Genomic DNA, 26,830 nt, shown 5'->3' on the forward strand with positions numbered 1-26,830 from the left:
AACTGGGGCAGCAGACAACAGGGATATCCGCATGAACCTCAAGGAGTTCGCAAACCGGCTCGAACTGTCGCAGACGACGGTCAGCCGCGCCTTGAGCGGCTACCCGGAAGTCAAGCAGGCAACCCGCGAACGGGTGCTGAAGGCAGCCCTCGAATATGGCTACCGGCCGAATACAAGCGCGCTCGGACTTGCGACCGGCCGGGTCGGTGCCATCGGCATCGTGCTCAAGGGCGGCGGCGAATTCGGGCCACATACCAGCGAGTTCATGGGCGGGCTCGGCGGGCGGTTGCAGCAGGAGGAAATCGACATCCTCGTCTCGACGGTGGATTCGCCCGAGGCGGAACTGGCCACCTATCGCCGCCTTGCCGCCAGCAAGCGCGTCGATGCCATTATCCTGCATTCGCCGTTTCTCGACGACCCGCGCATTGCCCTGCTGAATTCGTTGCGTCTGCCGTTCATCGTACATGGACGAACCAATTCGGACGGCAATTTCGGCTGGCTGGACATCGACAATTTCGGCGCGGTGCGCCAGTCAACCAGCCATCTGCTCGATCTCGGCCATCGCCGCATCGCCCTGCTCAACGGTTATCGCGGCCGGATTTTTGCCGAACACCGGCAGGATGGCTACCAGACGGCGCTGAGCGCCCGTGGCGTCACGATCGATCCGGACCTCTGTGGACATGGCGAGTTCACCGACGAGATGGGCTTCCGCCTGATGCAGGGCTTCCTGAAACTCAAGGACAGACCAACCGCCGTCGTCGCCGGATCGATGATGTCGGCGCTGGGCGCCATGCGGGCGATCCGCATTGCCGGCCTGACGGTCGGCGAGGACATCTCGCTGATCGCGCATGACGACGTCTTTCCCTATATCAGCCCGGACCACCTCGTGCCGACGCTGTCGACGACACGATCATCGATCCGCGCGGCGGGCGCGCGGATCGGCGAAATGGTGTTGGAAATGCTGCAGGGAACACCGGCCGAAAACCTGCGCGAGGTCTGGCCGGTGGAACTGGTGATCCGCAACTCGACGGCTGCGGTGAAGAGAACTTAAACCGCGAGTTCGCGGCGTTCCTTCTCGGTGACCATGGCTAGATCGAGAACCTTCTGCAGATCGGCGGCATGGCGGAAGCCCGGCTCGACGGTCTTTCCGGCGCGCACCGCATCGATGAAGCGCTGGTAATTGGTCAGCACGGTTCCGGCATCGATATCTTTCCAGATGCCCTTTTCGATGTCCTCACCCAGGCAGGCCTTGAGCGTCGAACCATCCGGCGTGTGGATCACCTCGATCGCCCCCTTGTCGCCGTGCATACGCAGGCGCAGTTCATTGAGATGGCCAACAGCCCAGCGGCTGGCGTGGATCACGCCCATGGCGCCGTTATCGAACTCTGCCGTCATGGTAAAACTGTCATTGGCGTCGAGATCGTATTCGCCGATCCGGTTGCCAGGCGCCTTGTCGAAGGTCTTCAACCGGGCGAAAATGTGCTCCACGTCGGTTGCCGCACCATAACCCGCGAAATCCAGGATATGAATGCCGACATCGCCGAGTACCCCGTTCGATCCGTGCTTGGTCGACAGCCGCCAGAGCCACTGCGATTCCGTTGCCCAATCGCCCCACGCCTTGGAAACCAGCCAGCTCTGCAGGTAGGACGCCTCGATATGGCGGACCTTGCCGATCTCGCCGGCGAGAACCATCTGACGGGCCTTCTGGACTTCGGCGACATTGCGGTAGGTGAGGTTGACCATCGTCACCAGACCGGATTTCTCCGCTGCCGACGCCATCTCGTCAGCCTTGGCATAATCCTCGGCCAATGGCTTTTCGCAGAGCACATGCTTGCCGGCAGCCAAAAGCTTGAGCGTCGTTGGATAATGGATCTTGTCTGGCGTCACATTGGTGACCGCATCGAATTCGCCCCAGGCAATCGCTTCATCGAGCGAGGTGAATGTCTTGGCGATCTTGTGACGCAAGGCAAATGCATCGACCCGAACCTGATCGACATCGACAGCCGCCACAAGTTCGACGCCATCAATGGTGGCGAAGTTCATCGCATGAGTATTGGCCATGCCGCCGGTACCGAGAACGAGAAGACGGATGGTTTTCATCACTTGTACCCCTCCTCGCCCGCCTGATGCAGGCGCGGGCCGCGTTCGACGATCGGCTCCAGCGCCTTTTCGACGGGAACGTTCGGCGCATCATGGATGGCGCTGTAAGTACCCTGCGGATTGTAGGCCCACTTGACCGAATTGCGCAGGACCTTGTGGACGTTGGCGTCATGATAGGTCGGATAGGTCTCATGACCGGGGCGGAAATAGAAGATGTTGCCCGCACCACGGCGCCAGGTGAGACCGGAGCGGAACACTTCTCCACCGGCAAACCAGGAGATGAACACCGTTTCCAGCGGTTCCGGCACGGAGAACTGCTCGCCGTACATTTCTTCGTTCTCCAGAACGAAATTCTCGTCCAGGCCTTCGGCGATCGGATGGCGCGGGTTGATCACCCACAGGCGTTCCCGCTCACCCGCCTCACGCCATTTCAGCGCGCAAGGCGTGCCCATTAGCCGCTTGAACGGTTTTGAGAAATGGCCGGAATGCAAAACGATCAGGCCCATGCCTTCCCAGACCCGCTTGGCAACGCGCTCGACGACCTCGTCGGACACCGCGCCATGATCCTTATGTCCCCACCAGAGCAGAACATCGGTCTTTGCCAGACGCTCGACACTCAGGCCGTGTTCCGGCTCTTGCAATGTCGCCGTGGTGGCCTCGATCGACGGGTCCGTATTCAGCGCTGCGGCAATCGTGTTGTGCATGCCGTTCGGATAGATGCTCCTGACAACCTCGTTGGTCTGCTCATGGATGTTTTCGCCCCAGACAACTGCTTTGATGGTCATGACCAATCCTTCCTTCAGCACCGCGTTCATCAGCGCTCGATAAAATTGAAACCGCTTTCAATTTCCAGCGATAGAATCCGTCCAGCACTTTTGCAAGTGAAAATCTGGTGACGCGATGCGTTTAATGGAAAGTAGATTTGGAGAAGACGTTCAGCACGACAACACCGGCAATGATCAATCCGAGACCGAGAATGGCAGCCAGATCAAGCTTCTGCCCGAAGACGAAATAGCCGACGAGCGAGATCAACACGATGCCGAGACCACTCCAGATCGCGTAGGCGATGCCGACGGGAATGACACGCAGCGTATAGGACAGCAGATAGAAGGCGATCGCATAGCAGACCACCATGACCAGCGTCGGCACCAGTTTGCTAAAATGCTGAGCGGCCTGCATGGCTGAGGTACCGAGCACTTCGAAAACGATGGCGCCAACCAGGACGGCGTAAAGCATGACAGGATTCATTCGAGGCTCCGGTAGCCGGTTACTGCAAGGAAAGTGCGATGAGTTGCGCCCGCATCGCCTGGCGCAACGGCTGGTCGATATCGTGGCTCTTGAGAGTATCCGCCAGCCACAGGCCATCGGCGGCAAACCGCGCCAAAAGGCAACCCGGTGACGAATCGGTGCCGACGAATTCATCGGCATGATCAGCCACCCACAATCGCCAGCGCTCGCGCAGCTGCGGCTCCGACAAGAGCGCGATGGTCAGGACCTGCCAACCCTGCGCATCCGGATCCTCCCCCAATGCGAAAACGACGGACAGATAGGCGCGGGTGAAACGGCCGTGGGCGACCGGATCGTTGCGCATTTCTTCCTCGATCGCCCGCTCCATTTTGCCGGTGAGATCATCGAAGAGGCCGTTCAGAAGCGCCATCTTGTTGGGGAAATGATGCAGCAGCCCGCCCTTGCTCACGCCTGCGGCCTGCGAAACGGCGTCGAGTGTCACGCCTGCAGCCCCCTGCTCAAGTGACAAACGCGCGGCGACCTCCAGCAATTGCTGACGGACCAGTTCCGGTTGCTTGCGGCGATGATGAGCGATAGACATAAGTAAATAATCATACCGTCTGGACGGTTTGTCAAGCTCGATCGGGTTGCGCGCAAACGGCGCGGTTAATCGACGCAACCCCGCCTCCCTCATGAAAAATGGTTGGAACGGCGAAACGCGGCACGCTAGAACCACCAGCAATCAGGGACACGATGATGACGGACGGCCAGACCGAAACACTATACAACGCAATCGGCGGCGACAGAATTGTCCGCGCCCTCACCCACCGCTTCTACGAACTGATGGATACGCTGCCGGAAGCTGCCCGCTGCCGTGCGATCCACCCGGCCGACCTCTCCGGCAGCGAGGAGAAGTTCTACGAGTACCTGACCGGCTGGCTCGGTGGACCGCCGCTGTATACCGACAAACGCGGCCATCCACGCCTGAGAAGCCGCCATTTCGGTGCGGCGATCGGTGCCGAGGAACGCGATGAATGGTTACTCTGTTTTACCCGGGCTCTGGAAGAGACAGTGCAGCATCCGCAATTACGGACGATCATTCTGGAGCCGGTGACACGGCTCGCCCACCATATGCAGAACAAGGACGAATAGACATGCAGAACGGGCAATTGCGGCCGGTTACCCTTTTCATCGCTGGCTTGATGGGGCTGTTCGGCGTCATCAGCGCCGCTGCCGCATCCCATGGCGCCGATCCGCGCCTGCTGGGCGGCGCTTCTGCGATGTGTCTGGCACACGCCCCTGCCCTGATCGCGCTTTATGCCGCCTGGCCCGTCATGCGGACGGCCCCGATTGCAGCCTTGCTACTGTCAGCAGGGACGACCCTGTTCGCCGCCGACCTGACGGCACGCCATTTCCTGGGTCAAGGACTGTTCCCGATGTCGGCACCATCGGGCGGCGTGTTGATGATGCTCGGCTGGCTTTCCGTCGCCGCCGGCGCATTCTTCATGCGCAAGGAGAGCTGAGCTTCGCGTGCGTGCCAAAACGCTCTACCTCTGTTTTTGAGCCATTCCGGCAAACTCATCCCGCACTCTTGCTGGAACTGCTTTAAGCGCCCTCGACGGCCGAGAAACCTTCAAACTTCGGGGGGCCGAGATACATCGCCCGGTTATCGCCGGCACTTTTAAGGGCTGCCCGGAAATTCTCAGATTTGGTCCAGGCAATAAAGGCTTCACGGCTTTCCCAGATCGAACTGGAGATGAACAACGTATAGCCTTCATCAGCCACGGTATCACCACGCAACAGCTTGAACTCCTTGAAACCTGCATTGTCCGCAAGGCTGGAATCACGGTTCTTCCACACGTTTTCGAACGCCGTCTCGTGGCCGATCGCGATCCGGAAGCGGTTCATGGCGAAATACATGCGAGAATCCTCAAGCTCGATCCTTGGTCTGTACCGCAGCAGCAGCACCGGACGGAAACGGCAGGATATTATCTCTCGGCTCAGGCGCAAGCCCCAATGCGGAGCGCACCGGCGGGCGCGCCTGCCAGGCCGGAAATTCCGTGACGTTTGGATTGTCTTCAATCATGCGCGCACGGCGTGACAGAAGCTCGTACAGTTCCGGAACCAACCCGTCGCCGAATTGCGAGGCCAGTTTGTGCAGTCCGATCATCGTGAACTGATCGGGACGCTCGTTGTTCATGTCTAATCTCCAGAGAGTCGGGCGAGGAAAATGCGCCCGGATATCGACCTGAACCGCAAATCAACTGGCGTTGCTGCGGCTCGCCTTCAGGTCCAGGAAAGCGCGTTCCAGGCTCGACTTGCTGCCGTTGCGAAGCGGTACGAAGGCCTTGCCCCACTTCTTGCAGCCGGTCTTTACCCGCAGACACGCATCATGGCTGATACAGTCGATCGGGCAGAAGACGCAGTCGACGGACGGAAGGATATTGTCGATGCGGGACACCGCCTCGCGCAGGCCGCCATCATGATGGATCAGTTCTGCACCATGGGAACTGGCGATCTGGCGCAGATGCGCCACCTGGCAATCGCGGCCACCGACATAAAGAAAGCTGCGGCCTTCAAGCCGTGTTTCCTGCGTCTTGGCGGAAACCGGCGCGTTGCGCGCTCCTGCCTCCCGGCTCTGCTTCTGCTTCGGCTTGAGCTGCTGCCGCTTGTCACCCATGTCAGTCTCCGCGTGTTTCGGAATCGGCCGTCCGGCTGATCGTGCAGGAACCCTATTTAACTTGATAAAAAGAGTAAAGTATAAAGATGAGTTTTTTTGTCATATTATCCGCGGGCGTTTTGCCGCAGTATTCCAGATGTGGCGTAGGCCCGTGATGTTCCAGACAAAACGGGCTTACGTGGCACTAACGGCCGAACTGGAGCGGGATCACAAAAGGCCAGCTGCCGCGATTGGCGGCCTCGGGAATTTTAGGAAATGGTTCCGCCTTTTTCACCGCACTCACCGCAGCGTCATCAAGCACCGGTGATCCGGATCCCTTGACAATCCTGACGCTGGATACACCTCCGCTCGCAGATACCGTAAAGCTCACCGTCACCGTTCCGCCCAAACCTTCACGATTTGCCGATTTGGGATAACGAAAGTGCCGCTGTACTTTCGAGCGGACCTTGCCCTTGTAATTGCTCTCAGCCGCATTTCCGAATTCTTGGGCAGCCTTGCCCTTCTTGCCGGTACTGGCGGTGGCGGCAGCACCTTCGACCCCATCCGCCTGCCCCTTGGTCACCGTTTCGACCTGCTTGCCGGCATCGCCCGCCTTCTTGCGGACAGGCTTCTTCTTCGGTTTTTCCTCGTCCGGTTCCTTCTTCGGCTCCGGCTTCTTTTCAGGTTCAGGCTTTATTTCCGGCTTTTCCTCCGGAATGACGGTCTCCACCGGCGCAACGGTTGCCGTGATCTCCGGCTGCTCGGCAGTGGCCGGCACTATTTCCTCGGCCGGAAGAATGACGTCAGCTTCGGTGGGAACGATATCGGTCGGCGTCTCCGCAGTCACCTCGGATTGAACGGGCATTATCTCCGCCACTTCCATCGGCTCCGGCTCGACCGGCTCAGGTTCCACCTCTTCCGGTTCGATCGCTTCGCTGGGATCACCTGCCAGGACGGTCTCTTCGAACGCGTTGCCGAGGACGGCTATTTCCATGGCCTCCCCACCTGCGATCAGTGCCTGCTCTGGCGGTTTTTCGTTGGGCTCAAACAGCTGCGTCGCGCCGGCATGCGCCAATAGCGACAGCAAGATCGCTCCGGTCCATTTAATCGTATTGTTCATCACAGATACCGACGCAGAATCCGCATCAGCCCTTCAACTCAACAGCGGATTTCGACCCTGTCTTCAACGCCTTCATGCAGGCGTCCTTGGCAACACCGTCACCAGCGCAGACCGGGGCATCGTTGATCAGCAGGCTCTTCACAGCCTCGCATTTCGTTCCGGGCAGATCAAACTGCCTAACCTTCGTCTTGCCAGCGGGCAGATCGCGGAAGTCGAGGACGGCCATCCGCTCCACCAAGCCCTTTTCATCGAAGAGCACGAATTCGAAGGAGACTTTCGACAGCGCTTGCGGCAGCTCGTTCGCTGCCACGAATGTCAACTTGCAGCCTTTTTCGGATGGCGCAAGATCATTGATCTCGATCGACAGATTGCCGGACGTGCCCGCATCCTGCGCTAAAGCCGCCGCGGCAGAACACGAAGCCGCCAAAATAGCCAGAGAGAGCAGTCTAACAAATTTCATCATCGTTTATCCATCCTCACAGAGTGGCGTACCGCAACCGGCCATCAGCCCCTGTCAGCCCGATCCTCCGACCGCGCATTTCGGCCCGGCGATTAAACTGGACTAAAAAAATCCTGTATTGCGTCCATAATAAAAGGTGAGTAATGAAGTCAAGATACTAATCACAATGCCCCGGCTAAAGAAGAAGGAAAACCCTTGTTTTTCGGCCGCATGATCAGGACCGGAAACCTGTGACACCGAATGAATCAGATGCCGCGCCGGCCGTCGTGCCGGCAGGCCAGACGCAGCGCATCGTTGAAAGCCGGGAGCTTTTCCGGGGCGCAAACGAAATCCTCATTGCACATGAAGGCGCGATCTACCGCATGAAGATCACCCGCCAGGGCAAACTTATTCTGAACAAATAGGCCAGACACATGACCCAGACATCCCGCTCGACTCCATCCGAAATCCGCGCCTACCGGGCCGCCAATCCGAAGATGCGCGAGCGCGACATCGCGGCTCAGCTTGGCATTTCGGAAGCAGCCCTCGTCGCCGCGGAATGCGGCCTGACCAGCATTCGCATCGATGGCAGCGCCAATCGCTTTCTGGAACGGGCGGCGGAACTTGGTGAAGTGATGGCGCTTACCCGCAACGAAAGTGCGGTTCACGAAAAGATCGGCGTCTTTGAAAACATCACCCCCGGCAAACACGCCTCGATCGTACTTGGCGAAAATATCGACCTGCGCATTTTTCCGGGCGCCTGGGCCCATGGCTTTGCCGTGACCAAGACCGATGGTGACGACGTGCGCCGCAGCCTGCAGTTCTTCGACAAGCAGGGAACAGCCGTCCACAAGATACACCTGCGCCCGGCTTCCAATCTCGACGCCTATCACAGCATCGTCGAAGCATTCCGGCTTGAGGATCAGTCACAGAATTTTATCCCTGAGGCCAAGGTCGAGAGCATTGCCGAAAGCGAAACAACGCCAGTCGATGTGGCGGCGCTGCGTGACGAGTGGAGCAAGATGACCGATACGCATCAGTTTCATGGATTGCTGCGCAAGCTGAAAGTCGGCCGCCGCGAGGCGCTGCAATCGGTTGGCGAAGACTATGCCTGGAAGCTGCAGCCCGAAGCTGTCGAAGCGATGCTGCGCGAAGCGGCCAGGATCGAAGTTCCGATCATGTGTTTCGTCGGCAATCACGGCATCATCCAGATCCATTCGGGACCGGTCGCCAATATCCAGACGATGGGGCCGTGGCTCAACATCATGGATCCGACATTGCATCTGCACCTGCGCAGCGATCACCTGGCCGAAGTCTGGGCGGTTCGCAAGCCGACCGCCGACGGCCATGTAACCTCGCTCGAAGCACTCGATGCCAAGGGCGACATGGTCATCCAGTTCTTTGGCAAGCGTAAGGAAGGCTTTGCCGAACGCGAGGAATGGCGCGCCGTCATGGAAAATCTCGCACGGCTCGACATCACCGAAGCGGCCTGAAGGAACGGTCATGAAAGCTCTCTATGATTTCCGCCGGCTGCGTTCCTGGGAGCTGGCGCTGGCGATTTTCGCGGTCTCCACCCCCTTCGTACTGCCGGCAGTCCTGCCGGATGGTGCATCGTTCGTCCGTACCGCCGTCGCACAGGAAATGCAGAAGGCCGACACGTCCCGGCTCGTTTCCGTCGGGGGCGCCATCACCGAGATCATCTACGCGCTTGGTGAAGAAGGAAAGCTCGTCGGCCGCGACTCGACCAGTCTCTATCCGGAAGCGGCTACCAAGCTTCCCGATGTCGGCTACATGCGGCAACTATCCCCGGAAGGCGTGATCGCCATCAATCCGAGCGCCATCATCGCTGTCGAAGGCAGTGGCCCCGCCGAAACACTGGCTGTTCTGAAAGACGCCAATATTCCCTTCCAGACCGTTCCGGAAACCTATGACCGTGAAGGCATTCTCCTGAAAATCCGCGCTGTCGGCGACTTCCTCGGCGTGCCGGAGAAGGCAGCCGCCCTTTCCGGTCAGGTGAAGGTGGATCTCGACGCAGCCGTGACCGACGCCGCCAAGCGTCCGGAAGGCGAACGCAAGCGCGTGATCTTCATCCTCAGCACGCAGGGCGGCAAGATCATGGCATCCGGTACGGGAACGGCTGCCGATGGCATCATCGCTCTCTCCGGCGCCATCAACGCCACCGGCACATTCCAGGGCTACAAGCCGCTGACCGACGAAGCGATCATCGAAGCAAAGCCCGATGTTGTCTTGATGATGACCCGCAGCGGCGGCCATGCCGCCAGCGACGATGAATTGTTTGGCCATCCGGCCCTGAGCCTGACCCCTGCGGCAAAGACCAGGACGGTCATCCGTATGGACGGCCTGCATATGCTGGGCTTCGGTCCGCGCACCGCAAGCACGGTGCGCGAACTCAATGCAGCCATCTACGGAAAAAAGCCGAATGCCTCGCAGTGAAATGGTAATGGGTGACGGCCGGTCGCAGTCTTTTGCGGCACGCTTGAAATCCGATTGGCAACTGGGCGACCGTTCACGGCTCGCCCAGTTGCTCATCTTTGTGCTCATGGTGGTCGCTGCAGCGATGTTCGCAGCATCGATCATGACCGGGGCAGCCGATGCCTCACTCAGTAACGTCCTGCGTTGGCTCCTGGGTATGGAGGGCGCCGAGCAGGCTTTAAGCGTGCGCGATCGTATCATCATTCTCGATATTCGCCTGCCGCGCGCCGTACTCGGTCTGATGGTCGGCGCGTCGCTGGCCGTCTCTGGCGCCGTGATGCAGGGCCTCTTCCGCAATCCGCTGGCGGACCCGGGTCTGGTCGGCGTTTCTTCTGGTGCCAGCCTTGGTGCCGTGTTGCTGATCGTGCTTGGCAGTTCGTTTTTCGGCCCGCTGTTTGCAATCTTCGGCTTCTATGCACTGCCGGTTGCGGCCTTCGTCGGCGGTCTCATCACCACGTTGCTGCTCTACAAGATTGCTACCCGCAGCGGCCAGACATCGGTGGCAACCATGCTGCTCGCCGGTATCGCACTCGGCGCTCTGGCCGGTGCCGTCACCGGCGTTCTGATTTTCATGGCCGACGACAAGCAGTTGCGCGACCTGACATTTTGGGGTCTCGGTTCGTTGGCCGGCGCCAACTGGATGAAAATCCTGTCGGCCGGTCCGATCATTCTTGTATCGCTCGCAGTTGTTCCCTTTTTGGCGCGCGGCCTCAACGCCCTGACGCTTGGAGAAGCCGCGGCCTTCCACATGGGCATTCCGGTTCAGCGGCTGAAGAACATCGCCATCGTCAGCGTCGCGGCCTCCACCGGCGCTTCGGTTGCCGTCAGCGGCGGTATCGGCTTTGTCGGCATTGTCGTTCCGCACGTGCTGAGAATGGTGATCGGGCCTGACCACCGGTATCTTTTGCCCGCATCGGCGCTGCTCGGCGGCACATTGCTGATCTTTGCCGATATGATCGCCCGCACCATCGTTCCGCCGGCCGAATTGCCGATCGGCATCATCACCGCTTTTGCCGGCGCGCCGTTCTTCCTATGGATCCTGCTGCGCGGCCGCTCCCATATGGGGCTTTAGACCATGATCAAGGCCAGTAATCTCTCCGTCCGGCTTTCCGGCACGCAGGTGCTGCACGGCGTCAATATCGAGGCTACGGCCGGACAGTTGACGGCGATCGTCGGGCCGAACGGCTCCGGCAAGACCACCAGCCTCAAGGCCATTGCCGGTGAAATCCCCTATGACGGCACCGTCAGCATCAACGGTCATAACATCACGACGTTGAAGCCCTGGGAACTGGCATTGAAACGGGCCGTACTGCCGCAATCCACCGTCATTTCCTTTCCGTTCACCGTGCGAGAAATCGTCCGCATGGGCCTGTCGGTCGGAGCAAAAGCGGATGCCGCCGATACCGACCGGATTGCCCGCGATGCGCTTGAAGCCGTCGACCTGTCCGGTTTTGCCGGTCGCTTCTACCAAGAGCTTTCCGGCGGCGAGCAGCAGCGTGTTCAGCTGGCGCGGGCGCTCTGCCAGATCTGGGAACCGGTCCAGCATGGCGAACCCGCCTTCCTGTTGCTGGATGAGCCGGTATCGAACCTCGATATCCGCCATCAGTTGACCATCATGCGGCTGGCCAAGGATTTTTGCGAACGCGGCGGCGGCGTCATCGCCATCATGCACGACCTCAATCTGACGGCGATGTTTGCCGACAGGATGATCATGATGAAGGCCGGACGGGTCCATGCGACGGGGCATCCGAACGAGGTGATGACAGATGCGGTGATGGAAGCGGTGTTCGGTTGCGCAATGCGGGTCAACGCAACACCGCCGGGCAATGTCCCGTTCGTGCTGCCCCATACGGCAGCCTAGATCACTTCGAACTATGGAACCAAATTCCAACTTGCGCGTTGATGTGGCGAACCGCTGACACGGTGACGATGTCACTTGCCGGCACGACAGCACATCGGGATACGGCTTGAACCTCCGGTTCCGACGCACGAAGGAGTTTATTCATGGCCACAGGTCTCTTTTCCGGCGCAAGGAAGCGCAATGGCAGCCTTCTCGATGCCCCGATTGAAGATCAGATCAGCGAAATCCGTGACGAGATCGCTTCACTGGCCAAGCTTCTGTCCCAACGCGGCGCCGACGCTTCGAGAGATGTGCGTTCAAGGGCCTCTGAAGCATCCAAGGACGTTCGCGAGCGGGCTCATGATGCACGTGACCAAGCGGAAGCCGGGCTCCAGGATCTTTTGGAAAATGCCGAAGCGCTGTTTGCCGAATTGCGCAGCCGCTACTCGGTGACAGAGAAACAGGTTCGCCGGACCGTCCGCCAGCACCCTGTTGCAACTTTGGGCGCCGCTGCGGCCCTCGGCCTGCTGGTTGCTTCCATGATCCGCCGATAAACAAAGCGATTGAGACAGGCGGCAGTCCAAAAGGCCGCCTGCTTTCCTGTCAGAGGCTGGCGAAACAATACGGTTGTCATCCTGCCTTTGTGAACTCCCTCCTGGAGAAAAAAATGGGTCCTCTGGCCGCAATGCTTTCGGCGCTTGTCGTGACGGATGTGAGCGCTACCGTCTCGCGCTACAGGCGCAATGGCGCGATGTGGGCTGTGGCGTCGCTGTTCTTCCTCACTGCCTACATCTTCGCACTCGTCGCAGGCGCGATTTATTTGAGTGCACTCTACACGCCCTTGAAAGCCACCATCATCCTGGCAGCGATCTCCATCGTTATCGGCCTCATCATTATCGGCCTCATCTATGCGCTCAATGCACGCGATAAGCGCGTCGCCGCCGAAAAGCGCCGCCGATCGCAGGCGCAAACCACTTTTGCGATTGCCACAGCGTTGACACTGTTCCGCAAGCAGCCGCTTCTGGCCGCAGGTCTTGCGGTCGGCGTGGGTACAGTCCTTGGACTGATGCGAAAGTCTGGCGACAGTGACCAGTCTTGAGAAAGAGCAAAAGATTTTTTCAGAGCGGCAGGCGGACAATCGCGGTCAAGCCTGCCGGTAGATACTCGACCTTCACCGAACTGCCCATCACCTTGTCCAGGCTGCGTTCGATCAGGATAGAGCCAAAACCGCGCCGTTTCGGCTCCTCGACTGGCGGCCCATCGACCTCCGTCCAGGTCATATGCAGGACACGGCGGCCCTCTTCATCGACACTACGGGCGGTTAAAACCACCCGGCCGCCATAAACCGACAGCGATCCGTATTTCGCCGCATTGGTTGCCAGTTCGTGCAGGACGAGCCCCAGTCCAACAGCCTGATCCGGTCCAAGCAGGATCTCGTCCTTGTGGACCTCGATCTGTTTCGCATAATCCCGGACATGCGGCGCCAGTTGTTTGGCCAACAAAGCCGACAGGCGGATTTCACCCCATTCATGGTCCGAAAGCAGCCCATGCGCTTCGGAAATTGCCTGCAGCCGCCCGGCAAAGGCGATCATGAATTCTTGCGGGTCACTTGTCTGCCGCAGCGTCTGGCGCGCCAGGGATTGCAGCATGGCCAACGTATTCTTGACGCGGTGATTGAGTTCGCGCAGCAAAAGCCGGGTCCGCTGGGTCGCTCCCTGTTCCTCAGTCACATCGACATTGATTCCGAGAAAAACAGTCGCCTTGCCCTCGGCATCGCGCTCGTGAACACGGCCGCGGCCAAGCAGCCAGCGTCCCGTCGATGCAACCCGGAAGGTGCCGTCATATTCCTGGTCGTGCGTCATGGCGGACCGGAACTTCGACAGGGTCGCCACGCGGTCCTCGGGGTGAATGGCACTAAAAATATCGCGGGCCTGGACATTTTTGGCGGATGGCATGCCGAACATCCGCAGCATTGGCCCGTTGCAGGAAACATTGCCCGAGCGGATATCCCACAGCCAGCTGCCGACATTTGCCGCATCCAGCGCCATTGCATGCCGCTGCTCCTCGCGGGACAGCACGGCTTCCTTCAAGGCGCGCTGCCGAGCTTCGTGCTTCAGGGTGAAGAGAGAAGACGCGATGCGGGACAGCCGTTGCAACTGAACAACAAGATGGGGTGCGAGATCGGCGCGTGGCTTGACATCGAATACACAGATCGTGCCGACCGATTGGTCGTTGATGACCAGCGGAACCCCTGCGTAAAACCGCAGGAAGGGTTCACCGGTAACGCGCGGCTGATTAGAGAAGCGAACGTCTGCAGTTGCATCTGCAACCACCAATGCGCCATCCACTGCCCCGGCGACCGTGTGCACACAGAAGGAATCAGCCGCAGGTGCCTGCGTCTCGCTCACGCCACTGGCTGCCTTGAACCACTGGTTTTCAGCATCGACAAGGGTCACCAATGCGACGGGTGCATCGAAGAGATTGGCAGCGATTTCCGCAAGGTCGCTGAAATCAGCATCCGATTCAGCCATATCTGGTACGACCGCGCGCAGAACATCAAGCCTTTCGGCTGATGTCAGAGCAGCTGCCACAGCCGGCTGCAGATGGCTCGTCTCTTTGTTCATGAATTCCATATCCAGCTCAGGCAGCACCACAATCCTGTACCGCCCTAGCGCTGCAACGCGCCCGCCACAGTTTCTGCACGATTGCTGCCCGCGACGCAATCATGCCGTATGACACTGTGCATCGCCCGCCCCGCCAAACTTTGGAGGTAAGGTTTTTTTCAGGCGGACGATGCAGAAATCAGGAGATGAAAGCGCGCGACGTCATGGGCGCTGATGTAGCATCCGGACCGTATTCGTTTACACCGGTCACGTTGAGGATATCCTGCAATCGCTGACGCGCACGATTGACGCGGCTCTTGATCGTGCCGAGCGCACAACCACAAATTTCCGCCGCCTCCTCATAGGAAAAGCCGGAGGCACCGACGAGGATGATAGCCTCGCGTTGATCCGGCGGCAGCGTTTCCAGCGCCCGCTTGAAATCCTGCAGATCAAGCGAGCCGTACTGCGCGGGATGCTGGGCAAGCGACTCGGTAAAGTAACCGTCGCTGTCCTGAACCTCCCGGCCGCGTTTGCGCATCTGACTATAGAGTTCGTTGCGAAGGATGGTGAACAGCCATGCCTTCATGTTGGTTCCCATCTCGAAATGGTCCTGCTTGGCCCACGCCTTCATGATGGTATCCTGAACCAAATCGTCGGCACGATCATGCCTGCCGATCAGCGACATGGCAAAAGCACGCAGACTCGGAAGGGCCGCGAGCATTTCACGCTTGAAACTGGGCTCCTCAGACTTCATGCCGCCACTCATTCTGCCACATCCGGCATCGACTGGCGCTCGACGGCGTCGAGCTTCTCAAGCAGGTCAAGAAAGCGGTCCGGAATGGCTTCTTCCTGTACAGAAAGATAAAGCGCACGAAGCTTTGTTGCAATCTGTGCGTTTGGATTGTCGGTGCGCGCAGGCCTGGTAGTCTCGCGCCCTGCCCCAAGTTTGTCGGTCATCAATGCCAAATACCTTCAATATTCATCTGGCAGCATAATGCGCGGCGAAAAAAAATGTTCCGCCGATAAGGAACCTTTTTTTCCGCCTGGCGTTTTCGAGCTGTCATGGCCATTACCTCGGCCAGATTGAGGGAGTTTTTACATGTCACTTTCCACCCGGATCGCTCCGTTCCTGCCCTATCTGCGCCGGTATTCCCGCGCATTGACGGGATCGCAGACATCGGGCGACGCCTATGTCGCAGCCGTTCTGGAAGCGTTGATCACCGATGTCAGCATTTTTCCCGAAGCCAGCAATGACAGGGTTGCCCTGTTTCAACTTTATACCAAGTTGTTCGGCTCGTCCTCGGTCCTCATCCCGGAACCGGTTTCACCCTTTGCCTGGGAAAAGCGTGCTTCGATCAATCTCGCTTCGGTCTCGCCGCTCGCGCGCCAGGCCTTTCTCCTCGTTTCGGTTGAAGGGTTCCGCACCAGCGAGGCCGCCGAAGTTCTCGATACTACCGAAAGTGGGATGAACCAGTTGCTTGAGCGCGCGTCCGAAGAGATTTCGCGGCAGGTGGCAACCGACATCATGATCATCGAGGACGAGCCGCTGATTGCGATCGATATCGAGCAGATGGTCGAAAGCCTTGGGCATACCGTTACCGGCATCGCCCGCACGCGTGACGAGGCAGTTGCACTGTTCAATGCGACGCGGCCAAGCATGGTGCTTGCCGATATCCAGCTCGCCGATGGCAGCTCCGGTATCGATGCGGTCAATGACATCCTGAAGAACACCGCCATTCCGGTGATTTTCATCACTGCATTTCCCGAACGACTGTTGACCGGCGAACGTCCTGAGCCAACCTTCCTGGTCACAAAGCCGTTTAACCCGGACATGGTCAAAGCGTTGATCAGCCAGGCATTGTTCTTCAATGAATCCACCAAGGCTGCGGCCTGAGCCTGGTTCCGCCTGAAAAAGCACGGTTAACAGTCTCGCTGAAAAGGTTCACGGGGGGCAAATAGGCACCCCGTCTACATCTATTGGCATAGAGCCGGTTTCATTTCCGGTCAGAAAGCCGATCGAATCTGCCGCTTTCCCGAACCAGGGAAGTCCACACAGAGCCGATCAGAGAATGGAAGGCGCTTCGTGTGGTCACTGCAGGCAATCCCGCCCCGATCAAGACCGGCGCCAGCGTTAGCAAGGTCCTGATGGAGCTGGTTTTAAAAAAATCAGGCTCGGGTTATGTCTACCAGTCGGACAATTTCGATACTGTTCTTTCCGGAAACCTGCCTGAAGAATTGCAGCTGCTGGCAACCGCGCCCGACGCAGATGAAACCGTTTTTGGCGCAGACGACGGCGCCCGCCTGACCGCTCTGAAACGCGGCGTTGCCGGAACCAAAATCCCCGCATCGACCGAAATCGACGTCCCATCGCCCACTGGAATGCTGACCTACCGGCTCGATATCGAACGCGTCGAGACTTCAGACATGACTGGAATTCTCTCCGTGATCACCGACATCTCGGAAACTCGGCATCGCGAACGTATCCTGAAGACACTGCTGCGCGAACTCAGCCATCGCTCCAAGAACCTGCTCGCCATTATTCAAGGGATTGCCACGCAGACTGCACGCCAGGCCCTATCACTCGACTATTTCCTGACCAAGTTTCGCGGGCGTATCCAGTCACTATCCTATTCACAGGACCTCGTCACCGATTCCAGCTGGCGGGGGGCTTATCTGTTTGCGTTGACCGAGCGCCAGGTCAGCGCCTATTGGCCCGATTCCCAAGTGCCGATCGCGATCACCGGCATCAATGCCCATCTGTCGCCAAATGCGACGCTGCACATTGGCCTTGCGCTGCACGAACTGATCGTCAATTCGGCATCCTACGGTGCCATCTCTGCGGGCGTGAACTCCCTGACGATCGACTGTTTCGAGACCCTGTTTGATGATAATGCGGCCATCGAGATGGCCTGGGTCGAACATGTGCCGCTGTCAGTCGTCCAGCAGGAAGTAGAGGAACATACATTTGCGCGCACGGTGCTCGAGCGTGTCGTGCCGGTGGCGATCGGTGGCAAGGCGACGTACCTGACGGCACCCGATCGCATCGAATACCGCCTGATCATTCCATCCCGGGAATACGAAATTATCGCCGAAGCATGATACCGCAAGGCTGAGCGGCCCGCGGCAAATCCTGACCTCAGAAAACAGGTCAAAAAAACAGCCAGCGCCGGGGGATGGCACTGGCTGATATTGACAACTCACCGAGGGGGCGTGTGAGTTGATTGCTGGATATAATTATTGGGGTTCCCATTGGGGGCGATGTGAACCTCTATCCAGACATCATGGAAACGGACGCACAAAGAAAAGGTTCCGTCCAGTTGCGATTTTTTTTGAAGCCTGAAAACTCCGTTGCCTACAGCGTTTCCAGCTCGGCGCGGTGCCTGTAGAGGCTCAAGAACTTGCGGTAATCGCGATCGTAGGTTTCCCGCATATCCGCATTCGGGTGTTGCGCATGACCACCGGGAGACATGGCCGGTCCGGCAGCGCGCAGGTCCGGATAAACACCGCCAGCAACCGCCGCAACCATGGCCGTACCAAGCAGCACGGCATCATTGGTTTCCGGAACAACGACCGTGCAACCGGTCACATCGGAATAGAGTTCCATCAGCAGCACATTGCGGACGTGACCGCCGGTGATGTGCAGGGTATCGAGATCGTACCCCGCCTCCTTCATCATTTCGAGAATATGGCGAATGCCGAGCGCTATTGCGACGCAGGTCCGCCAATACAGGCGGCAGAGCGCATCGAACGAACTGTCGAGCGTCAAGCCGCTGATGACACCGAGCGCATGCGGATCGGCAAGCGGTGAGCGGTTACCGTGAAAATCCGGCAGAACGTGCAGGCGCGCTGCAAATTCGCTCCCGTAGGCTGCACGCAATTCCTGAATACGCAGCACGATCCGCGCATGAACCTCCGCGTCCGGCTCGCCACCGGCGCTATGGCTGCGCACCACGTGATCAAGCAGCGCGCCGGTTGCCGATTGCCCGCCCTCGATCAGCCAGCTGTCTGGAAACGCCGCCTCGTAATAAGGCCCCCACATGCCGAAACCCGGCTTCATGTCCTTGGAAAAGGCGACGATGCAGCTGGAGGTGCCGGCGATCAAAGCGAGTTGCCGTTCCAGCCTGTCCGGCTCGCCAGCAAATCCGCCAAGCACGCCGATCGCGCCGGCATAAGCGTCGATCAGCCCCGTCGCCACGGCGCAGCCCTCGTGCAGGCCCAGTTCCGCCGCAGCGGCCGCCGTCAAGTGTCCGACCGATTGCCCGACGGACAGCGTCTTTTCCGGCAAACCGCCTCGCTCGCGCAAATCCTCGAGCCCGATCTCCTGGAGAAACTCATCCTGCCAGCCGTGGTCCTTGTGCGAAAGATAATTCCACTTGGCCGTCAGCGTGCAACGCGACCGGGCGGCATTGCCGGTTGCCCGCCAGGACATGAAATCGGCGAGGTCGAAGAAATAGCCCGTCTTTTCCCATTGCTGCGGCAGGTTCTGCTTCAGCCACATCAGCTTCGGCATTTCCATTTCCGGAGACATGACGCGGCCGGAATGGTTCAACACCGGATGTTCGGTGGCCGTGCAGAAATCAGCCTGCTTGAGCGCCCGATGATCGAGCCAGACTATCGTGTCCCAACGGGGCTCGCCCTTGCGATTGACCGACAACGGAGCACCATCCTTGTCCCGGACGACCAGCGAGCATGTCGCATCGAAACCGATTGCGGCGATCGATTCGGCGGTCACCCCGGACTTTGCACGAGCCGTCTTCACGGCGATGCAGACGGCAGCCCAGATATTTTCTGAATCATGCTCGGCGTGATTTTCTTCCGGCCGGTTCATGGCGATCGGATAATCCGCGCGGGCCAATTGCTTGCCATGCCGATCGAAAATGCCAGCGCGAGCGCTGCCGGTTCCGACATCGACAGCAACGATCAAATCCGCCATCAAAGCCCTGCGTTCCCATCCCTTTGTTCTTTACGGACAAAATGGATCAATTCCCGCATGTCGTCAAACAGCACGTCGGGCGAAAGCCGCCGCAATGTTTCCAGATGCCGCTCGGACTTTGCATGAGAAGCGCCGGCGAAGGCAAAAACCCGCATGCCTGCAGCCTTGGCCGCCTCGATCCCGGCTGGGCTGTCTTCAACGACGATACAGTTTTCTGGCGGGGTCGCCATCTCTGCTGCGGCGTGCAGAAAAAGATCCGGCGCCGGCTTACCGTGCTTGACCATGCTGGAACTGAACAGATGGGGCTCGAGCTTGCCGATCAGCCCGGTGATGGTAAGCGAGAGCCGGATACGTTCCATTTGGCTCGACGAGGCTACACAGCGCGGCAAATCAAGCTGATCAAGCGCCGTGGCGATCCCGGCAACCGGCTGCAGTTCCTGACGAAACCGCTGGTAGAGATCAAGCCGCATCTGCTCCAGAAAATGATCATCGACTGCAAGACCGTAATCCTCATGCAGAATATCCGACATGGTCTTCAGGCTTTTACCAAGAAAGCGCTCGGTTGCCTCTTCGGCGTCCATATCGACGCCGGCATTGCGAAGGACACGAACCAGCACGTCAAGCGACAAGGGCTCGCTATCGACCAGAACCCCATCGCAATCGAAAATCACCAGTTTTGCCGGATGCGTAATCATGTCCGTCAAACCACAGCTTGCCCGCCAGAGTGGCCGCAGGATGCGGCCACGACGTTACCCGGGGGCTGAAGCGTCATGAGGTCATTCTCCAAGTTTTCCGTCGAGATAGAGCTGCAGCGTTGCCCGCGTGCCCTTGTCCCAGAGCGTCCGCAACGCATGCGCGAACCGCTTCTGGAACAGCGTTGATTGCGCAACATCGCCGAAGATGTCCGAAAGCGCAAGAAAGGCCTGTGGATCGTCCTTGGCTTTTACCGCCGCCGCATGCAGCCGGTCGGCACTGGCATCGTTGAACGTGATCGGCTTGCCGCTATCGGTGGTGCCTGCAAAGTACCGGCACCAGAGCGCCGAGACCAAGGCAAGGCCGACGACATCCTCGCCGCGCCGCAGCCGGTCTGCCGTCGTCGGCAGGATGAATTTCGGCTGACGGTTGGAACCGTCCTGCGCCAGACGCGGGATCGTGTCGGCAATTTTCGGATTGAACAGCCGCGACTCGACCTTCTTGAAATAGGCAGTGAGATCGGTGTTCGGCACAGGCGGAATGACCGGGATGATCTCGTCTTCTTCCAGCTTGGCGAGGAATGCACAAACCGTCCTGTCTTCCATCGCTTCATGGACGAAGTGGATGTCGAGCAGCGCTGCCGGATAGGCGATTGCCGCATGGCCGCCGTTGAGGATACGAATCTTCATATGCTCGTAGGGCGCAACATCCAGCACAAACTGGACGCCGACCTTTTCAAGCGCCGGACGTCCGGCCGGAAAATGATCCTCCAGTACCCATTGCTTGAACTCTTCGCAAAATACCGGCCAGTTGTCGTCGATACCGTAGACGTCAGCGACGATACCGACTTCACGCGGACCAGTCGCCGGTGTGATACGATCCACCATGCCGTTCGGGAAGGCAACATTGACCTCAATCCACTCGGCGAGCGCCGGATCGGACAGACGTGCAAGACCTGACACCGCTGCATGCGTCACTTCACCATTGCCCGGAATATTATCGCAGGACATCACCGTGAACGGCACGATGCCCTTGTCCTTGCGGGCCTTCAACCCGGCAATGATCAGACCGAAGACGGTCTTCGGATCGCCAAGGTTCTGGCTGTCGGCGACGATAGCCGGATGGCTTGGGTTGAAGACGCCGGATGCCGGGTCGATGAAATAGCCGCCTTCGGTGATCGTCAGCGACACGATGCGGATCGCCGGGTCCGATAGAGCAGCAATGGTCGCTGCCGCGTTGCCCGGCCGCAGATAATCGATCATTGGCGCGGTGACGCGGGCCGAACTCTTGTCATTGTCCTGCTCGACCACCGTCGTCAGAAAGTCCTGCGCTTCGAGCTTTGCCCGCATCGCCTCGTCGGACGGCAAGACCCCTGCCCCGACAATCGCCCAGTCATGATCGCTGCCGGTGTTGAACAAGTCGTCGAGATAGATTGCCTGATGAGCGCGATGGAAATTGCCGACACCAAAGTGGACGATGCCAGCCTTCAACGAGGATCGGTCATAGGCCGGGGTCGCGGCTGTCGCCTTGATGGCATTCAGGTTGGCGAGCGAGAGTTTCGTCGTCATGTTCATTCCTTTCGACGAGCTTTAGCTCAGCTCATCCAGTTGCCGCCGTCGACATTGTAGGTTTGCGAAACGACATAGTTGCTGTCTGCAGAGGCGAGAAAGACCGCCATCCCCGTCAGGTCTTCAGCCGTGCCCATGCGTCCGAAAGGAACCTCGGCGCCGACAAGCCTCTTCTTCTCGCCCAATGGGCGGTTTTCATATTTGGCGAACATCGCATCGACGCCATCCCAATGTTCACCATCGACGACACCGGGCGCGATCGCATTGACGTTGATGCCATGCTTGATCAGATCGAGCCCTGCGGATTGGGTGAGGCTGATGACGGCGGCCTTGGTGGCGCAATAAACGGCCACAAGAGCTTCACCCCGGCGCCCCGCCTGGCTGGCCATGTTGATGATCTTGCCGCCGCGTCCCTGCGCAACCATCTGTTTTGCAGCGGCCTGCATGGTGAACAGCGTGCCGGAGACATTGATCGTAAACAGCCTGTCGTAACTGTCCCGCGTAATCTCGACGATCGGTGCGAGATCGAACAGGGCCGCGTTGTTGACCAGAATGTCGATACCACCGGCCTTTGCGACCACTGCCGCAATCGCTGCATCGATTGACGCCTGGCTGGTCACGTCCATCTCAACCGCATAGGCCGAAGGTCCAAGCTCGCCGGCCGTCACTTTGGCCCGTTCAAGATTGATATCGGCAATCGCAACGGTAGCCCCCTCGCGGATATAAGCCTCCGCGAACGCGCGTCCGATACCACGCGCCGATCCCGTGATCAGCGCGTTTTTTCCCAAAAGCCGTGTCATCGAATTGCCAGTCCCTTGTCGTTGAATTTGTGCACCCGGCCGTCTTCTGGCGTGAGGAAGACCTTGTCGCCGTGTTTGACGGCGAAGTCGCCGCCGACGCGGGCCGTGACGAGGCCGATGCCATCGACGTGGATGTGCAGGAACGTATCGGATCCGAGATGTTCGGCGACACCGACGGTGCCGCGCCATGTTCCGGTCTCGGTCGAGAGCTTGAGATGTTCCGGACGAACGCCGATCGTATGGGCGTCGTGCGGCTTGGCGAACTCGCCCGTGGCAAAGTTCATGCGTGGCGAACCGATGAAGCCGGCAACGAAGATGTTGTCGGGCCGGTGATAGAGGTCAAGCGGCGAACCGACCTGCTCGATATTGCCGGCGCTCAACACGACGATCTTGTCGGCCATGGTCATGGCTTCGACCTGATCATGGGTGACGTAGATCATCGTCGTCTTCAACTGATGATGAAGCTCGCTGATCTCCAGCCGCATCGTGCCACGCAGGGCGGCATCGAGATTGGACAGCGGTTCGTCGAACAGGAAGGCCGAGGGCTCGCGCACGATGGCCCGGCCGATGGCGACGCGCTGGCGCTGGCCGCCGGACAGCTGGCCGGGGCGCCGGTCGAGATAGTTGGTGAGATTGAGGACTCGGGCCGCCTCCGTCACCTTCTTGTCGATCGCCCCTTGATCCATCTTCGCCATCTTCAAGGGAAAGGCGATATTGTTGCGCACCGTCATGTGCGGATAGAGTGCGTAGGACTGGAACACCATGGCAAGCCCCCGCTTGGCCGGTGCGGCCCCCGTCACATCACGCCCATCGATCTCGATCGTTCCGGACGTGGTATCTTCAAGGCCAGCGATCAGCCGCAGCAGCGTTGATTTCCCGCAGCCCGAGGGACCGACGAAGACGACGAACTCGCCCTCGTTGATCGTCAGGTCGATGCCTGGAATGACCTGCGTCGCGCCAAAGCTCTTGTTGACCTTTTTCAGAGTGATATTGCCCATGCGTGCCTCCCAAGTCTTTTCTGTGCGTTACTTCACGGCGCCAAAAGTCAGGCCGCGGACAAGTTGTTTCTGGCTGAACCAGCCCATGATCAGGATCGGCGCGATCGCCAGCGTCGATGCCGCCGACAGCTTTGCCCAGAACAGGCCCTGCGGTGAGGAGAAGGAGGCGATGAAGGCGGTCAATGGGGCTGCATTCGTGGTGGTCAGCCGGATCGTCCAGAACGCTTCGTTCCAGGCGAGGATGATGTTGAGCAGCATGGTCGAGGCAATGCCCGGCACCGCCATCGGCGTCAGCACGTACCAGATCTCGCCCCACAGCGACGCCCCGTCCATCCGCGAGGCTTCGAGGATTTCGCCCGGAATTTCGCGAAAGTATGTGTAGAGCATCCAGACGACGATCGGCAGGTTGATCATCGTCAGCATGATCGTCAGGCCGAAGCGGCTGTCGAGCAGGCCGAAGTCGCGGAACAGAAGGTAGATCGGCACCATGACGGCTGCCGCCGGCATCATCTTGGTGGAGAGCATCCACATCAGGATGTCCTTGGTCCGATTGGTCGGCGAAAACGCCATCGACCAGGCGGCCGGCACAGAGATCAACAGCGCGATCAGCGTCGAGCCCACCGAGATGATCACCGAGTTCAGGAAGAACTTGAAGTAGTTGCTCTGCGCCTGAACGGCCTGATAGCTTTCCACCGTGCCCGAAGGAATGAGGTTAAAGCCTTGAATCGCCTCCGTTTCGGATTTGAACGAGGTGATGATCGTGTAAAGGATCGGGAAGAAGATCACCAGCGCGATGATCCAGGCGGCGATGGTGAAGACGACGGTTCTTCTGGTCGAAACGGCACGGGCCATGGTCTTGCCTCCCTTACTTGTCGAGGTTCTTGCCAACGGCGCGCATCAGGAAGAAGGCGACGATATTGGCGAGGATGACGGCGATGATGCCGCCTGCCGAAGCGCCGCCGACATCGTAGCCAAGAAGGGCCGTGCGGTAGATCAGGAACGGTAGGTTGGTTGACGCGTAGCCCGGGCCGCCATTGGTGGTGACGAGGATTTCGGCATAGACGCCCAGAAGGAAGATCGTCTGGATCAGGATGACAACCGTGATCGAGCGGGCGAGATGCGGCACCGTCAGGTAGATGAAGCGGTTGACGAAACCGGCACCATCCATTTCCGCGGCTTCCTTCTGTTCGCCATCCAGCGATTGCAGCGCGGTGAGCAGGATCAGCGTTGCAAACGGCAGCCATTGCCAGGCGACGATGATGATGATCGAAAACAGCGGATACTGCCCGAACCAATCGACCGGCTGCAGCCCGAAGAACCGGCTGATATCGGCAAACACCCCATATTGCGGGTGCATGATCATGTTCTTCCAGACCAGTGCCGCAACCGGCGGCATGACGAAGAACGGCGAGATCACCAGGATGCGGACAAGCCCCTGCCCCCACATCGGCTGATCGAGCATCAGGGCGATGGCGATGCCGCCGATGACCGTGATAAAAAGCACGCCGCACACGATAAGCAGCGTGTTCCAGATGGACTGGAAAAAAGCCGGATCCGTATAAAAATACTGGTAGTTGAACAGGCCAGCGAAACTGACATTGCCGGGGTTGAGCAGGTTGTAATTCTGGAACGAGAACCACAGCGTCATCGCCAAAGGCACGATCATCCAGATCAGCAGAAGCCCAACGGACGGGGCCATCATCCAGCGCGCAAGCGCACGCGTGTTCTGCGTTGCCATTTCAACACCCTCCCTCTGATGCCGGTACGGACACCCGCCCCGCCGGGAGGGCAGCAATCCGGCCGCCTTGGTCGTCTTTTAAGAAAAGCCTGGCGTCATGCGCGGCGACAACAGGCCTCGCAGCGAATAACGCCAGGTTTAAGTTGGCAACCCGGATGGTAGTCCGGGCCGCCTGTCCTTGGGAAGGAACCTACTTGATGTAGCCGCCGCGTGTCATTTCGCGGGTGGTTACCTGCTGAGCCTGCGCCAGCGCATCATCAACCGTCATCTGGCCGGCCAGAGCCGCCGAGAAGAGCTGCCCAACCGTCGTGCCAAGCCCCTGGAATTCCGGGATGGCGACAAACTGAACACCAACGTAAGGCACGGGCTTCACGGATGGGTTCTTCGGGTCGGCAGCGTTGATGCTGTCGAGCGTCATCTTGGCGAATGGAGCCGCCTTCTGGTACTCGGGGTTGTTGTAAAGCGAGGTGCGCGTGCCCGGAGGAACGTTGGCCCAGCCTTCCTTGGCGGCAACGATGTCGAGATAGTGCTTGCTGGTTGCCCAGGACACGAACTTCTCGGCCGCTTCCGCCTTCTGAGTGCCTGCCGGGATGGCCAGGTTCCAGGCCCACAGCCAGTTGCCGCGCTTGCCAAGACCCGTATCGGGAGCAAGAGCGAAACCGACCTTGTCGGCAACGGTCGAGTCCTTCGGGTTGGTCACGAACGAAGCAGCCACCGTGGCATCGATCCACATGCCGCACTTGCCCTGCTGGAACAACGCCAGGTTTTCGTTGAAGCCGTTGGACGAAGCGCCTTGCGGGCCGGCATCGTTCATCAGCTTGACATACATGTCGAGCGTGTTCTTCCACTCCGGCTGATCGAACTGCGGCTTCCAGTTTTCATCGAACCAGCGTGCGCCAAAAGCGTTGGACGTCGCCGTCAGGAACGCCATGTTCTCACCCCAGCCAGCCTTGCCGCGAAGGCAGATGCCATTGATGCCGGCAGCACGGTCGGTCATCTTGCGGGCAGCATCGCCGATGAACTCCCAGGTCGGAGCATCAGGCATGGTGAGCCCCGCCTTTTCCATCAGGTCCTTGCGGTACATGACCATCGAGCTTTCGCCATAGAACGGTGCCGCATAGAGCTTGCCGTCCGCGGTCAGGCCCGAACGGATGGCCGGAAGCAAGTCATCGACATCGTAATCGGCGCCGAGATTGTCGAGCGGCAGAAGCCAGCCCTGCTTGGCCCAGATCGGGACTTCATAGGTGCCGATCGTCAGCACGTCGTACTGGCCGCCCTTGGTGGCGATATCGGTGGTGACGCGCTCGCGCAGCACGTTTTCTTCGAGCGTGACCCATTCCAGCTGAATGTCCGGATTGGCCTTGGTGAAATCGTCCGTCAGCGTCTGCATGCGGACCATGTCGCCATTGTTCACCGTGGCAATGGTGAGGGTTTCAGCCTGGGCGAAACCCGCGATGACGATTGCCGAGCATGTGCCCAGCAGGAAAGTTTTCAAGTTCATATATCTTCCTCCCAGAAGAGTTGTGAGCATTTGCCTTGCTCGTGGGCAATTACTCACACAACTACGAAAAATGTCAATCGGCATTCGTTGCTGCAGTGCAGAAACGTCCGATGGCTCA

At 59.2% G+C, this 26,830-nt stretch carries 32 protein-coding genes; 12 read left to right on the top strand and 20 right to left on the bottom strand.

The window, feature by feature from the left end:
• The first annotated feature begins 31 nt into the window (after positions 1–31).
• The gene (locus ASC96_RS25565; RefSeq protein ID WP_060505869.1) at positions 32–1,051 is read left to right on the top strand and encodes a substrate-binding domain-containing protein; all 1,020 of its coding nucleotides are present in this window, start codon (positions 32–34) and stop codon (positions 1,049–1,051) included.
• Here the strand turns inward: ASC96_RS25565 and ASC96_RS25570 are convergent.
• From ASC96_RS25570 to ASC96_RS25585, 4 genes are all read right to left on the bottom strand, one after another.
• The gene (locus ASC96_RS25570) at positions 1,048–2,100 is read right to left on the bottom strand and encodes a Gfo/Idh/MocA family oxidoreductase (protein WP_112834494.1); all 1,053 of its coding nucleotides are present in this window, start codon (positions 2,098–2,100) and stop codon (positions 1,048–1,050) included. The genes ASC96_RS25565 and ASC96_RS25570 overlap by 4 nt on opposite strands.
• Positions 2,100–2,885, bottom strand: coding sequence for a ThuA domain-containing protein (locus tag ASC96_RS25575; RefSeq protein ID WP_060506073.1), 786 nt, complete (start codon positions 2,883–2,885; stop codon positions 2,100–2,102). The genes ASC96_RS25570 and ASC96_RS25575 overlap by 1 nt, the downstream gene beginning before the upstream one ends.
• Before the next feature lie 121 nt (positions 2,886–3,006).
• Positions 3,007–3,348: an SMR family transporter gene (locus ASC96_RS25580; RefSeq protein WP_060505870.1), complete on the bottom strand. Its 342-nt coding sequence runs from the start codon at positions 3,346–3,348 to the stop codon at positions 3,007–3,009.
• A gap of 19 nt (positions 3,349–3,367) precedes the next feature.
• Positions 3,368–3,928, bottom strand: coding sequence for a TetR/AcrR family transcriptional regulator (locus tag ASC96_RS25585; protein WP_060505871.1), 561 nt, complete (start codon positions 3,926–3,928; stop codon positions 3,368–3,370).
• A gap of 155 nt (positions 3,929–4,083) precedes the next feature.
• Here ASC96_RS25585 and ASC96_RS25590 point away from each other — a divergent pair, with 155 nt between their 5' ends.
• Both ASC96_RS25590 and ASC96_RS25595 read left to right on the top strand, forming a co-directional pair.
• Positions 4,084–4,479: a group II truncated hemoglobin gene (locus tag ASC96_RS25590; protein ID WP_060506075.1), complete on the top strand. Its 396-nt coding sequence runs from the start codon at positions 4,084–4,086 to the stop codon at positions 4,477–4,479.
• A gap of 2 nt (positions 4,480–4,481) precedes the next feature.
• Positions 4,482–4,850 (top strand): DUF423 domain-containing protein, encoded by a 369-nt coding sequence (locus tag ASC96_RS25595; protein ID WP_060505872.1) that lies wholly within the window; start codon positions 4,482–4,484, stop codon positions 4,848–4,850.
• Between the two features lie 82 nt (positions 4,851–4,932).
• On the opposite strand, the gene ASC96_RS25600 is transcribed toward ASC96_RS25595, so the two are convergent.
• From ASC96_RS25600 to ASC96_RS25620, 5 genes are all read right to left on the bottom strand, one after another.
• The gene (locus ASC96_RS25600) at positions 4,933–5,247 is read right to left on the bottom strand and encodes an antibiotic biosynthesis monooxygenase (protein ID WP_060505873.1); all 315 of its coding nucleotides are present in this window, start codon (positions 5,245–5,247) and stop codon (positions 4,933–4,935) included.
• Positions 5,248–5,257: 10 nt separating this feature from the next.
• Positions 5,258–5,527, bottom strand: a complete 270-nt coding sequence (locus ASC96_RS25605) for a hypothetical protein (protein ID WP_060505874.1) — start codon at positions 5,525–5,527, stop codon at positions 5,258–5,260.
• Positions 5,528–5,587: 60 nt separating this feature from the next.
• The gene (locus ASC96_RS25610; protein WP_060505875.1) at positions 5,588–6,007 is read right to left on the bottom strand and encodes a DUF2325 domain-containing protein; all 420 of its coding nucleotides are present in this window, start codon (positions 6,005–6,007) and stop codon (positions 5,588–5,590) included.
• A gap of 184 nt (positions 6,008–6,191) precedes the next feature.
• The gene (locus ASC96_RS25615; RefSeq protein ID WP_060505876.1) at positions 6,192–7,106 is read right to left on the bottom strand and encodes an energy transducer TonB; all 915 of its coding nucleotides are present in this window, start codon (positions 7,104–7,106) and stop codon (positions 6,192–6,194) included.
• A gap of 25 nt (positions 7,107–7,131) precedes the next feature.
• Entirely contained in the window at positions 7,132–7,569 is a 438-nt protein-coding gene (locus ASC96_RS25620) for a hypothetical protein (RefSeq protein WP_162246394.1), read from the bottom strand.
• 263 nt (positions 7,570–7,832) lie between these two features.
• Here ASC96_RS25620 and hemP point away from each other — a divergent pair, with 263 nt between their 5' ends.
• From hemP to ASC96_RS25655, 7 genes are all read left to right on the top strand, one after another.
• A complete protein-coding gene (gene hemP / locus ASC96_RS25625) occupies positions 7,833–7,970 on the top strand; it encodes a hemin uptake protein HemP (RefSeq protein WP_244482329.1) in 138 nt (45 codons plus the stop codon).
• Between the two features lie 9 nt (positions 7,971–7,979).
• Positions 7,980–9,038 (top strand): hemin-degrading factor, encoded by a 1,059-nt coding sequence (locus tag ASC96_RS25630; RefSeq protein WP_060505878.1) that lies wholly within the window; start codon positions 7,980–7,982, stop codon positions 9,036–9,038.
• Between the two features lie 10 nt (positions 9,039–9,048).
• Positions 9,049–9,999: a hemin ABC transporter substrate-binding protein gene (locus ASC96_RS25635; RefSeq protein ID WP_060505879.1), complete on the top strand. Its 951-nt coding sequence runs from the start codon at positions 9,049–9,051 to the stop codon at positions 9,997–9,999.
• On the top strand, positions 9,986–11,110 hold the full coding sequence (locus ASC96_RS25640) for an iron ABC transporter permease (protein ID WP_060505880.1): 1,125 nt from the start codon (positions 9,986–9,988) through the stop codon (positions 11,108–11,110). The genes ASC96_RS25635 and ASC96_RS25640 overlap by 14 nt, the downstream gene beginning before the upstream one ends.
• A 3-nt stretch (positions 11,111–11,113) precedes the next feature.
• Positions 11,114–11,899 (top strand): heme ABC transporter ATP-binding protein, encoded by a 786-nt coding sequence (locus ASC96_RS25645; RefSeq protein ID WP_060505881.1) that lies wholly within the window; start codon positions 11,114–11,116, stop codon positions 11,897–11,899.
• Positions 11,900–12,042: 143 nt separating this feature from the next.
• On the top strand, positions 12,043–12,432 hold the full coding sequence (locus ASC96_RS25650) for a DUF883 family protein (RefSeq protein ID WP_060505882.1): 390 nt from the start codon (positions 12,043–12,045) through the stop codon (positions 12,430–12,432).
• A gap of 113 nt (positions 12,433–12,545) precedes the next feature.
• Entirely contained in the window at positions 12,546–12,977 is a 432-nt protein-coding gene (locus ASC96_RS25655; protein WP_060505883.1) for a hypothetical protein, read from the top strand.
• A gap of 19 nt (positions 12,978–12,996) precedes the next feature.
• Here the strand turns inward: ASC96_RS25655 and ASC96_RS25660 are convergent, their stop codons facing one another.
• The 3 genes from ASC96_RS25660 to ASC96_RS25670 form a co-directional block, all read right to left on the bottom strand.
• A complete protein-coding gene (locus ASC96_RS25660; RefSeq protein WP_060506077.1) occupies positions 12,997–14,502 on the bottom strand; it encodes an HWE histidine kinase domain-containing protein in 1,506 nt (501 codons plus the stop codon).
• Positions 14,503–14,680: 178 nt separating this feature from the next.
• Positions 14,681–15,235 carry an RNA polymerase sigma factor gene (locus ASC96_RS25665; protein ID WP_060505884.1) on the bottom strand — a complete coding sequence of 185 codons (555 nt, stop codon included), beginning with the start codon at positions 15,233–15,235 and terminating at the stop codon, positions 14,681–14,683.
• Positions 15,236–15,243: 8 nt separating this feature from the next.
• Positions 15,244–15,438, bottom strand: a complete 195-nt coding sequence (locus ASC96_RS25670) for a NepR family anti-sigma factor (RefSeq protein ID WP_060505885.1) — start codon at positions 15,436–15,438, stop codon at positions 15,244–15,246.
• A gap of 142 nt (positions 15,439–15,580) precedes the next feature.
• On the opposite strand from ASC96_RS25670, the gene ASC96_RS25675 reads away from it, so the two are divergent.
• Both ASC96_RS25675 and ASC96_RS25680 read left to right on the top strand, forming a co-directional pair.
• Positions 15,581–16,375, top strand: coding sequence for a response regulator (locus ASC96_RS25675; RefSeq protein WP_060505886.1), 795 nt, complete (start codon positions 15,581–15,583; stop codon positions 16,373–16,375).
• 191 nt (positions 16,376–16,566) lie between these two features.
• Positions 16,567–17,580: a sensor histidine kinase gene (locus tag ASC96_RS25680; protein WP_244482316.1), complete on the top strand. Its 1,014-nt coding sequence runs from the start codon at positions 16,567–16,569 to the stop codon at positions 17,578–17,580.
• Positions 17,581–17,833: 253 nt separating this feature from the next.
• On the opposite strand, the gene ASC96_RS25685 is transcribed toward ASC96_RS25680, so the two are convergent.
• The 8 genes from ASC96_RS25685 to ASC96_RS25720 all read right to left on the bottom strand — a co-directional run bounded on the left by ASC96_RS25685 (position 17,834) and on the right by ASC96_RS25720 (position 26,712).
• Positions 17,834–19,414, bottom strand: coding sequence for an FGGY-family carbohydrate kinase (locus tag ASC96_RS25685; RefSeq protein WP_060505887.1), 1,581 nt, complete (start codon positions 19,412–19,414; stop codon positions 17,834–17,836).
• Entirely contained in the window at positions 19,414–20,109 is a 696-nt protein-coding gene (locus ASC96_RS25690) for an HAD family hydrolase (protein WP_060505888.1), read from the bottom strand. The genes ASC96_RS25685 and ASC96_RS25690 overlap by 1 nt, the downstream gene beginning before the upstream one ends.
• A gap of 81 nt (positions 20,110–20,190) precedes the next feature.
• Positions 20,191–21,675 carry a mannitol dehydrogenase family protein gene (locus ASC96_RS25695; RefSeq protein ID WP_060506079.1) on the bottom strand — a complete coding sequence of 495 codons (1,485 nt, stop codon included), beginning with the start codon at positions 21,673–21,675 and terminating at the stop codon, positions 20,191–20,193.
• Between the two features lie 26 nt (positions 21,676–21,701).
• Complete coding sequence (locus ASC96_RS25700; RefSeq protein WP_060505889.1) at positions 21,702–22,475, bottom strand: L-iditol 2-dehydrogenase; 774 nt, start codon at positions 22,473–22,475, stop codon at positions 21,702–21,704.
• Positions 22,472–23,473, bottom strand: a complete 1,002-nt coding sequence (locus ASC96_RS25705; protein WP_060505890.1) for an ABC transporter ATP-binding protein — start codon at positions 23,471–23,473, stop codon at positions 22,472–22,474. The genes ASC96_RS25700 and ASC96_RS25705 overlap by 4 nt, the downstream gene beginning before the upstream one ends.
• Positions 23,474–23,500: 27 nt before the next feature.
• The gene (locus tag ASC96_RS25710) at positions 23,501–24,325 is read right to left on the bottom strand and encodes a carbohydrate ABC transporter permease (protein ID WP_037099024.1); all 825 of its coding nucleotides are present in this window, start codon (positions 24,323–24,325) and stop codon (positions 23,501–23,503) included.
• A 13-nt stretch (positions 24,326–24,338) separates the two neighbouring features.
• A complete protein-coding gene (locus ASC96_RS25715; RefSeq protein ID WP_060505891.1) occupies positions 24,339–25,211 on the bottom strand; it encodes a sugar ABC transporter permease in 873 nt (290 codons plus the stop codon).
• Positions 25,212–25,401: 190 nt separating this feature from the next.
• Positions 25,402–26,712 (bottom strand): sugar ABC transporter substrate-binding protein, encoded by a 1,311-nt coding sequence (locus ASC96_RS25720; RefSeq protein WP_037099029.1) that lies wholly within the window; start codon positions 26,710–26,712, stop codon positions 25,402–25,404.
• Between the last annotated feature and the right edge of the window lie 118 nt (positions 26,713–26,830).

This window comes from Rhizobium sp. Root1204, assembly GCF_001424965.1.
Taxonomy (GTDB): Bacteria; Pseudomonadota; Alphaproteobacteria; order Rhizobiales; family Rhizobiaceae; genus Pararhizobium.

What these genes read in the sequence shown, in the direction of transcription:
- ASC96_RS25565 (WP_060505869.1), top strand. Translation starts at nt 32, where the DNA reads ATGAACCTCAAGGAGTTCGCAAACCGGCTCGAACTGTCGCAGACGACG.
- ASC96_RS25570 (WP_112834494.1), bottom strand. Translation starts at nt 2,100, where the DNA reads ATGAAAACCATCCGTCTTCTCGTTCTCGGTACCGGCGGCATGGCCAAT.
- ASC96_RS25575 (WP_060506073.1), bottom strand. Translation starts at nt 2,885, where the DNA reads ATGACCATCAAAGCAGTTGTCTGGGGCGAAAACATCCATGAGCAGACC.
- ASC96_RS25580 (WP_060505870.1), bottom strand. Translation starts at nt 3,348, where the DNA reads ATGAATCCTGTCATGCTTTACGCCGTCCTGGTTGGCGCCATCGTTTTC.
- ASC96_RS25585 (WP_060505871.1), bottom strand. Translation starts at nt 3,928, where the DNA reads ATGTCTATCGCTCATCATCGCCGCAAGCAACCGGAACTGGTCCGTCAG.
- ASC96_RS25590 (WP_060506075.1), top strand. Translation starts at nt 4,084, where the DNA reads ATGACGGACGGCCAGACCGAAACACTATACAACGCAATCGGCGGCGAC.
- ASC96_RS25595 (WP_060505872.1), top strand. Translation starts at nt 4,482, where the DNA reads ATGCAGAACGGGCAATTGCGGCCGGTTACCCTTTTCATCGCTGGCTTG.
- ASC96_RS25600 (WP_060505873.1), bottom strand. Translation starts at nt 5,247, where the DNA reads ATGTATTTCGCCATGAACCGCTTCCGGATCGCGATCGGCCACGAGACG.
- ASC96_RS25605 (WP_060505874.1), bottom strand. Translation starts at nt 5,527, where the DNA reads ATGAACAACGAGCGTCCCGATCAGTTCACGATGATCGGACTGCACAAA.
- ASC96_RS25610 (WP_060505875.1), bottom strand. Translation starts at nt 6,007, where the DNA reads ATGGGTGACAAGCGGCAGCAGCTCAAGCCGAAGCAGAAGCAGAGCCGG.
- ASC96_RS25615 (WP_060505876.1), bottom strand. Translation starts at nt 7,106, where the DNA reads ATGAACAATACGATTAAATGGACCGGAGCGATCTTGCTGTCGCTATTG.
- ASC96_RS25620 (WP_162246394.1), bottom strand. Translation starts at nt 7,569, where the DNA reads ATGATGAAATTTGTTAGACTGCTCTCTCTGGCTATTTTGGCGGCTTCG.
- ASC96_RS25630 (WP_060505878.1), top strand. Translation starts at nt 7,980, where the DNA reads ATGACCCAGACATCCCGCTCGACTCCATCCGAAATCCGCGCCTACCGG.
- ASC96_RS25635 (WP_060505879.1), top strand. Translation starts at nt 9,049, where the DNA reads ATGAAAGCTCTCTATGATTTCCGCCGGCTGCGTTCCTGGGAGCTGGCG.
- ASC96_RS25640 (WP_060505880.1), top strand. Translation starts at nt 9,986, where the DNA reads ATGCCTCGCAGTGAAATGGTAATGGGTGACGGCCGGTCGCAGTCTTTT.
- ASC96_RS25645 (WP_060505881.1), top strand. Translation starts at nt 11,114, where the DNA reads ATGATCAAGGCCAGTAATCTCTCCGTCCGGCTTTCCGGCACGCAGGTG.
- ASC96_RS25650 (WP_060505882.1), top strand. Translation starts at nt 12,043, where the DNA reads ATGGCCACAGGTCTCTTTTCCGGCGCAAGGAAGCGCAATGGCAGCCTT.
- ASC96_RS25655 (WP_060505883.1), top strand. Translation starts at nt 12,546, where the DNA reads ATGGGTCCTCTGGCCGCAATGCTTTCGGCGCTTGTCGTGACGGATGTG.
- ASC96_RS25660 (WP_060506077.1), bottom strand. Translation starts at nt 14,502, where the DNA reads ATGAACAAAGAGACGAGCCATCTGCAGCCGGCTGTGGCAGCTGCTCTG.
- ASC96_RS25665 (WP_060505884.1), bottom strand. Translation starts at nt 15,235, where the DNA reads ATGAAGTCTGAGGAGCCCAGTTTCAAGCGTGAAATGCTCGCGGCCCTT.
- ASC96_RS25670 (WP_060505885.1), bottom strand. Translation starts at nt 15,438, where the DNA reads ATGACCGACAAACTTGGGGCAGGGCGCGAGACTACCAGGCCTGCGCGC.
- ASC96_RS25675 (WP_060505886.1), top strand. Translation starts at nt 15,581, where the DNA reads ATGTCACTTTCCACCCGGATCGCTCCGTTCCTGCCCTATCTGCGCCGG.
- ASC96_RS25685 (WP_060505887.1), bottom strand. Translation starts at nt 19,414, where the DNA reads ATGGCGGATTTGATCGTTGCTGTCGATGTCGGAACCGGCAGCGCTCGC.
- ASC96_RS25690 (WP_060505888.1), bottom strand. Translation starts at nt 20,109, where the DNA reads ATGATTACGCATCCGGCAAAACTGGTGATTTTCGATTGCGATGGGGTT.
- ASC96_RS25695 (WP_060506079.1), bottom strand. Translation starts at nt 21,675, where the DNA reads ATGACGACGAAACTCTCGCTCGCCAACCTGAATGCCATCAAGGCGACA.
- ASC96_RS25700 (WP_060505889.1), bottom strand. Translation starts at nt 22,475, where the DNA reads ATGACACGGCTTTTGGGAAAAAACGCGCTGATCACGGGATCGGCGCGT.
- ASC96_RS25705 (WP_060505890.1), bottom strand. Translation starts at nt 23,473, where the DNA reads ATGGGCAATATCACTCTGAAAAAGGTCAACAAGAGCTTTGGCGCGACG.
- ASC96_RS25710 (WP_037099024.1), bottom strand. Translation starts at nt 24,325, where the DNA reads ATGGCCCGTGCCGTTTCGACCAGAAGAACCGTCGTCTTCACCATCGCC.
- ASC96_RS25715 (WP_060505891.1), bottom strand. Translation starts at nt 25,211, where the DNA reads ATGGCAACGCAGAACACGCGTGCGCTTGCGCGCTGGATGATGGCCCCG.
- ASC96_RS25720 (WP_037099029.1), bottom strand. Translation starts at nt 26,712, where the DNA reads ATGAACTTGAAAACTTTCCTGCTGGGCACATGCTCGGCAATCGTCATC.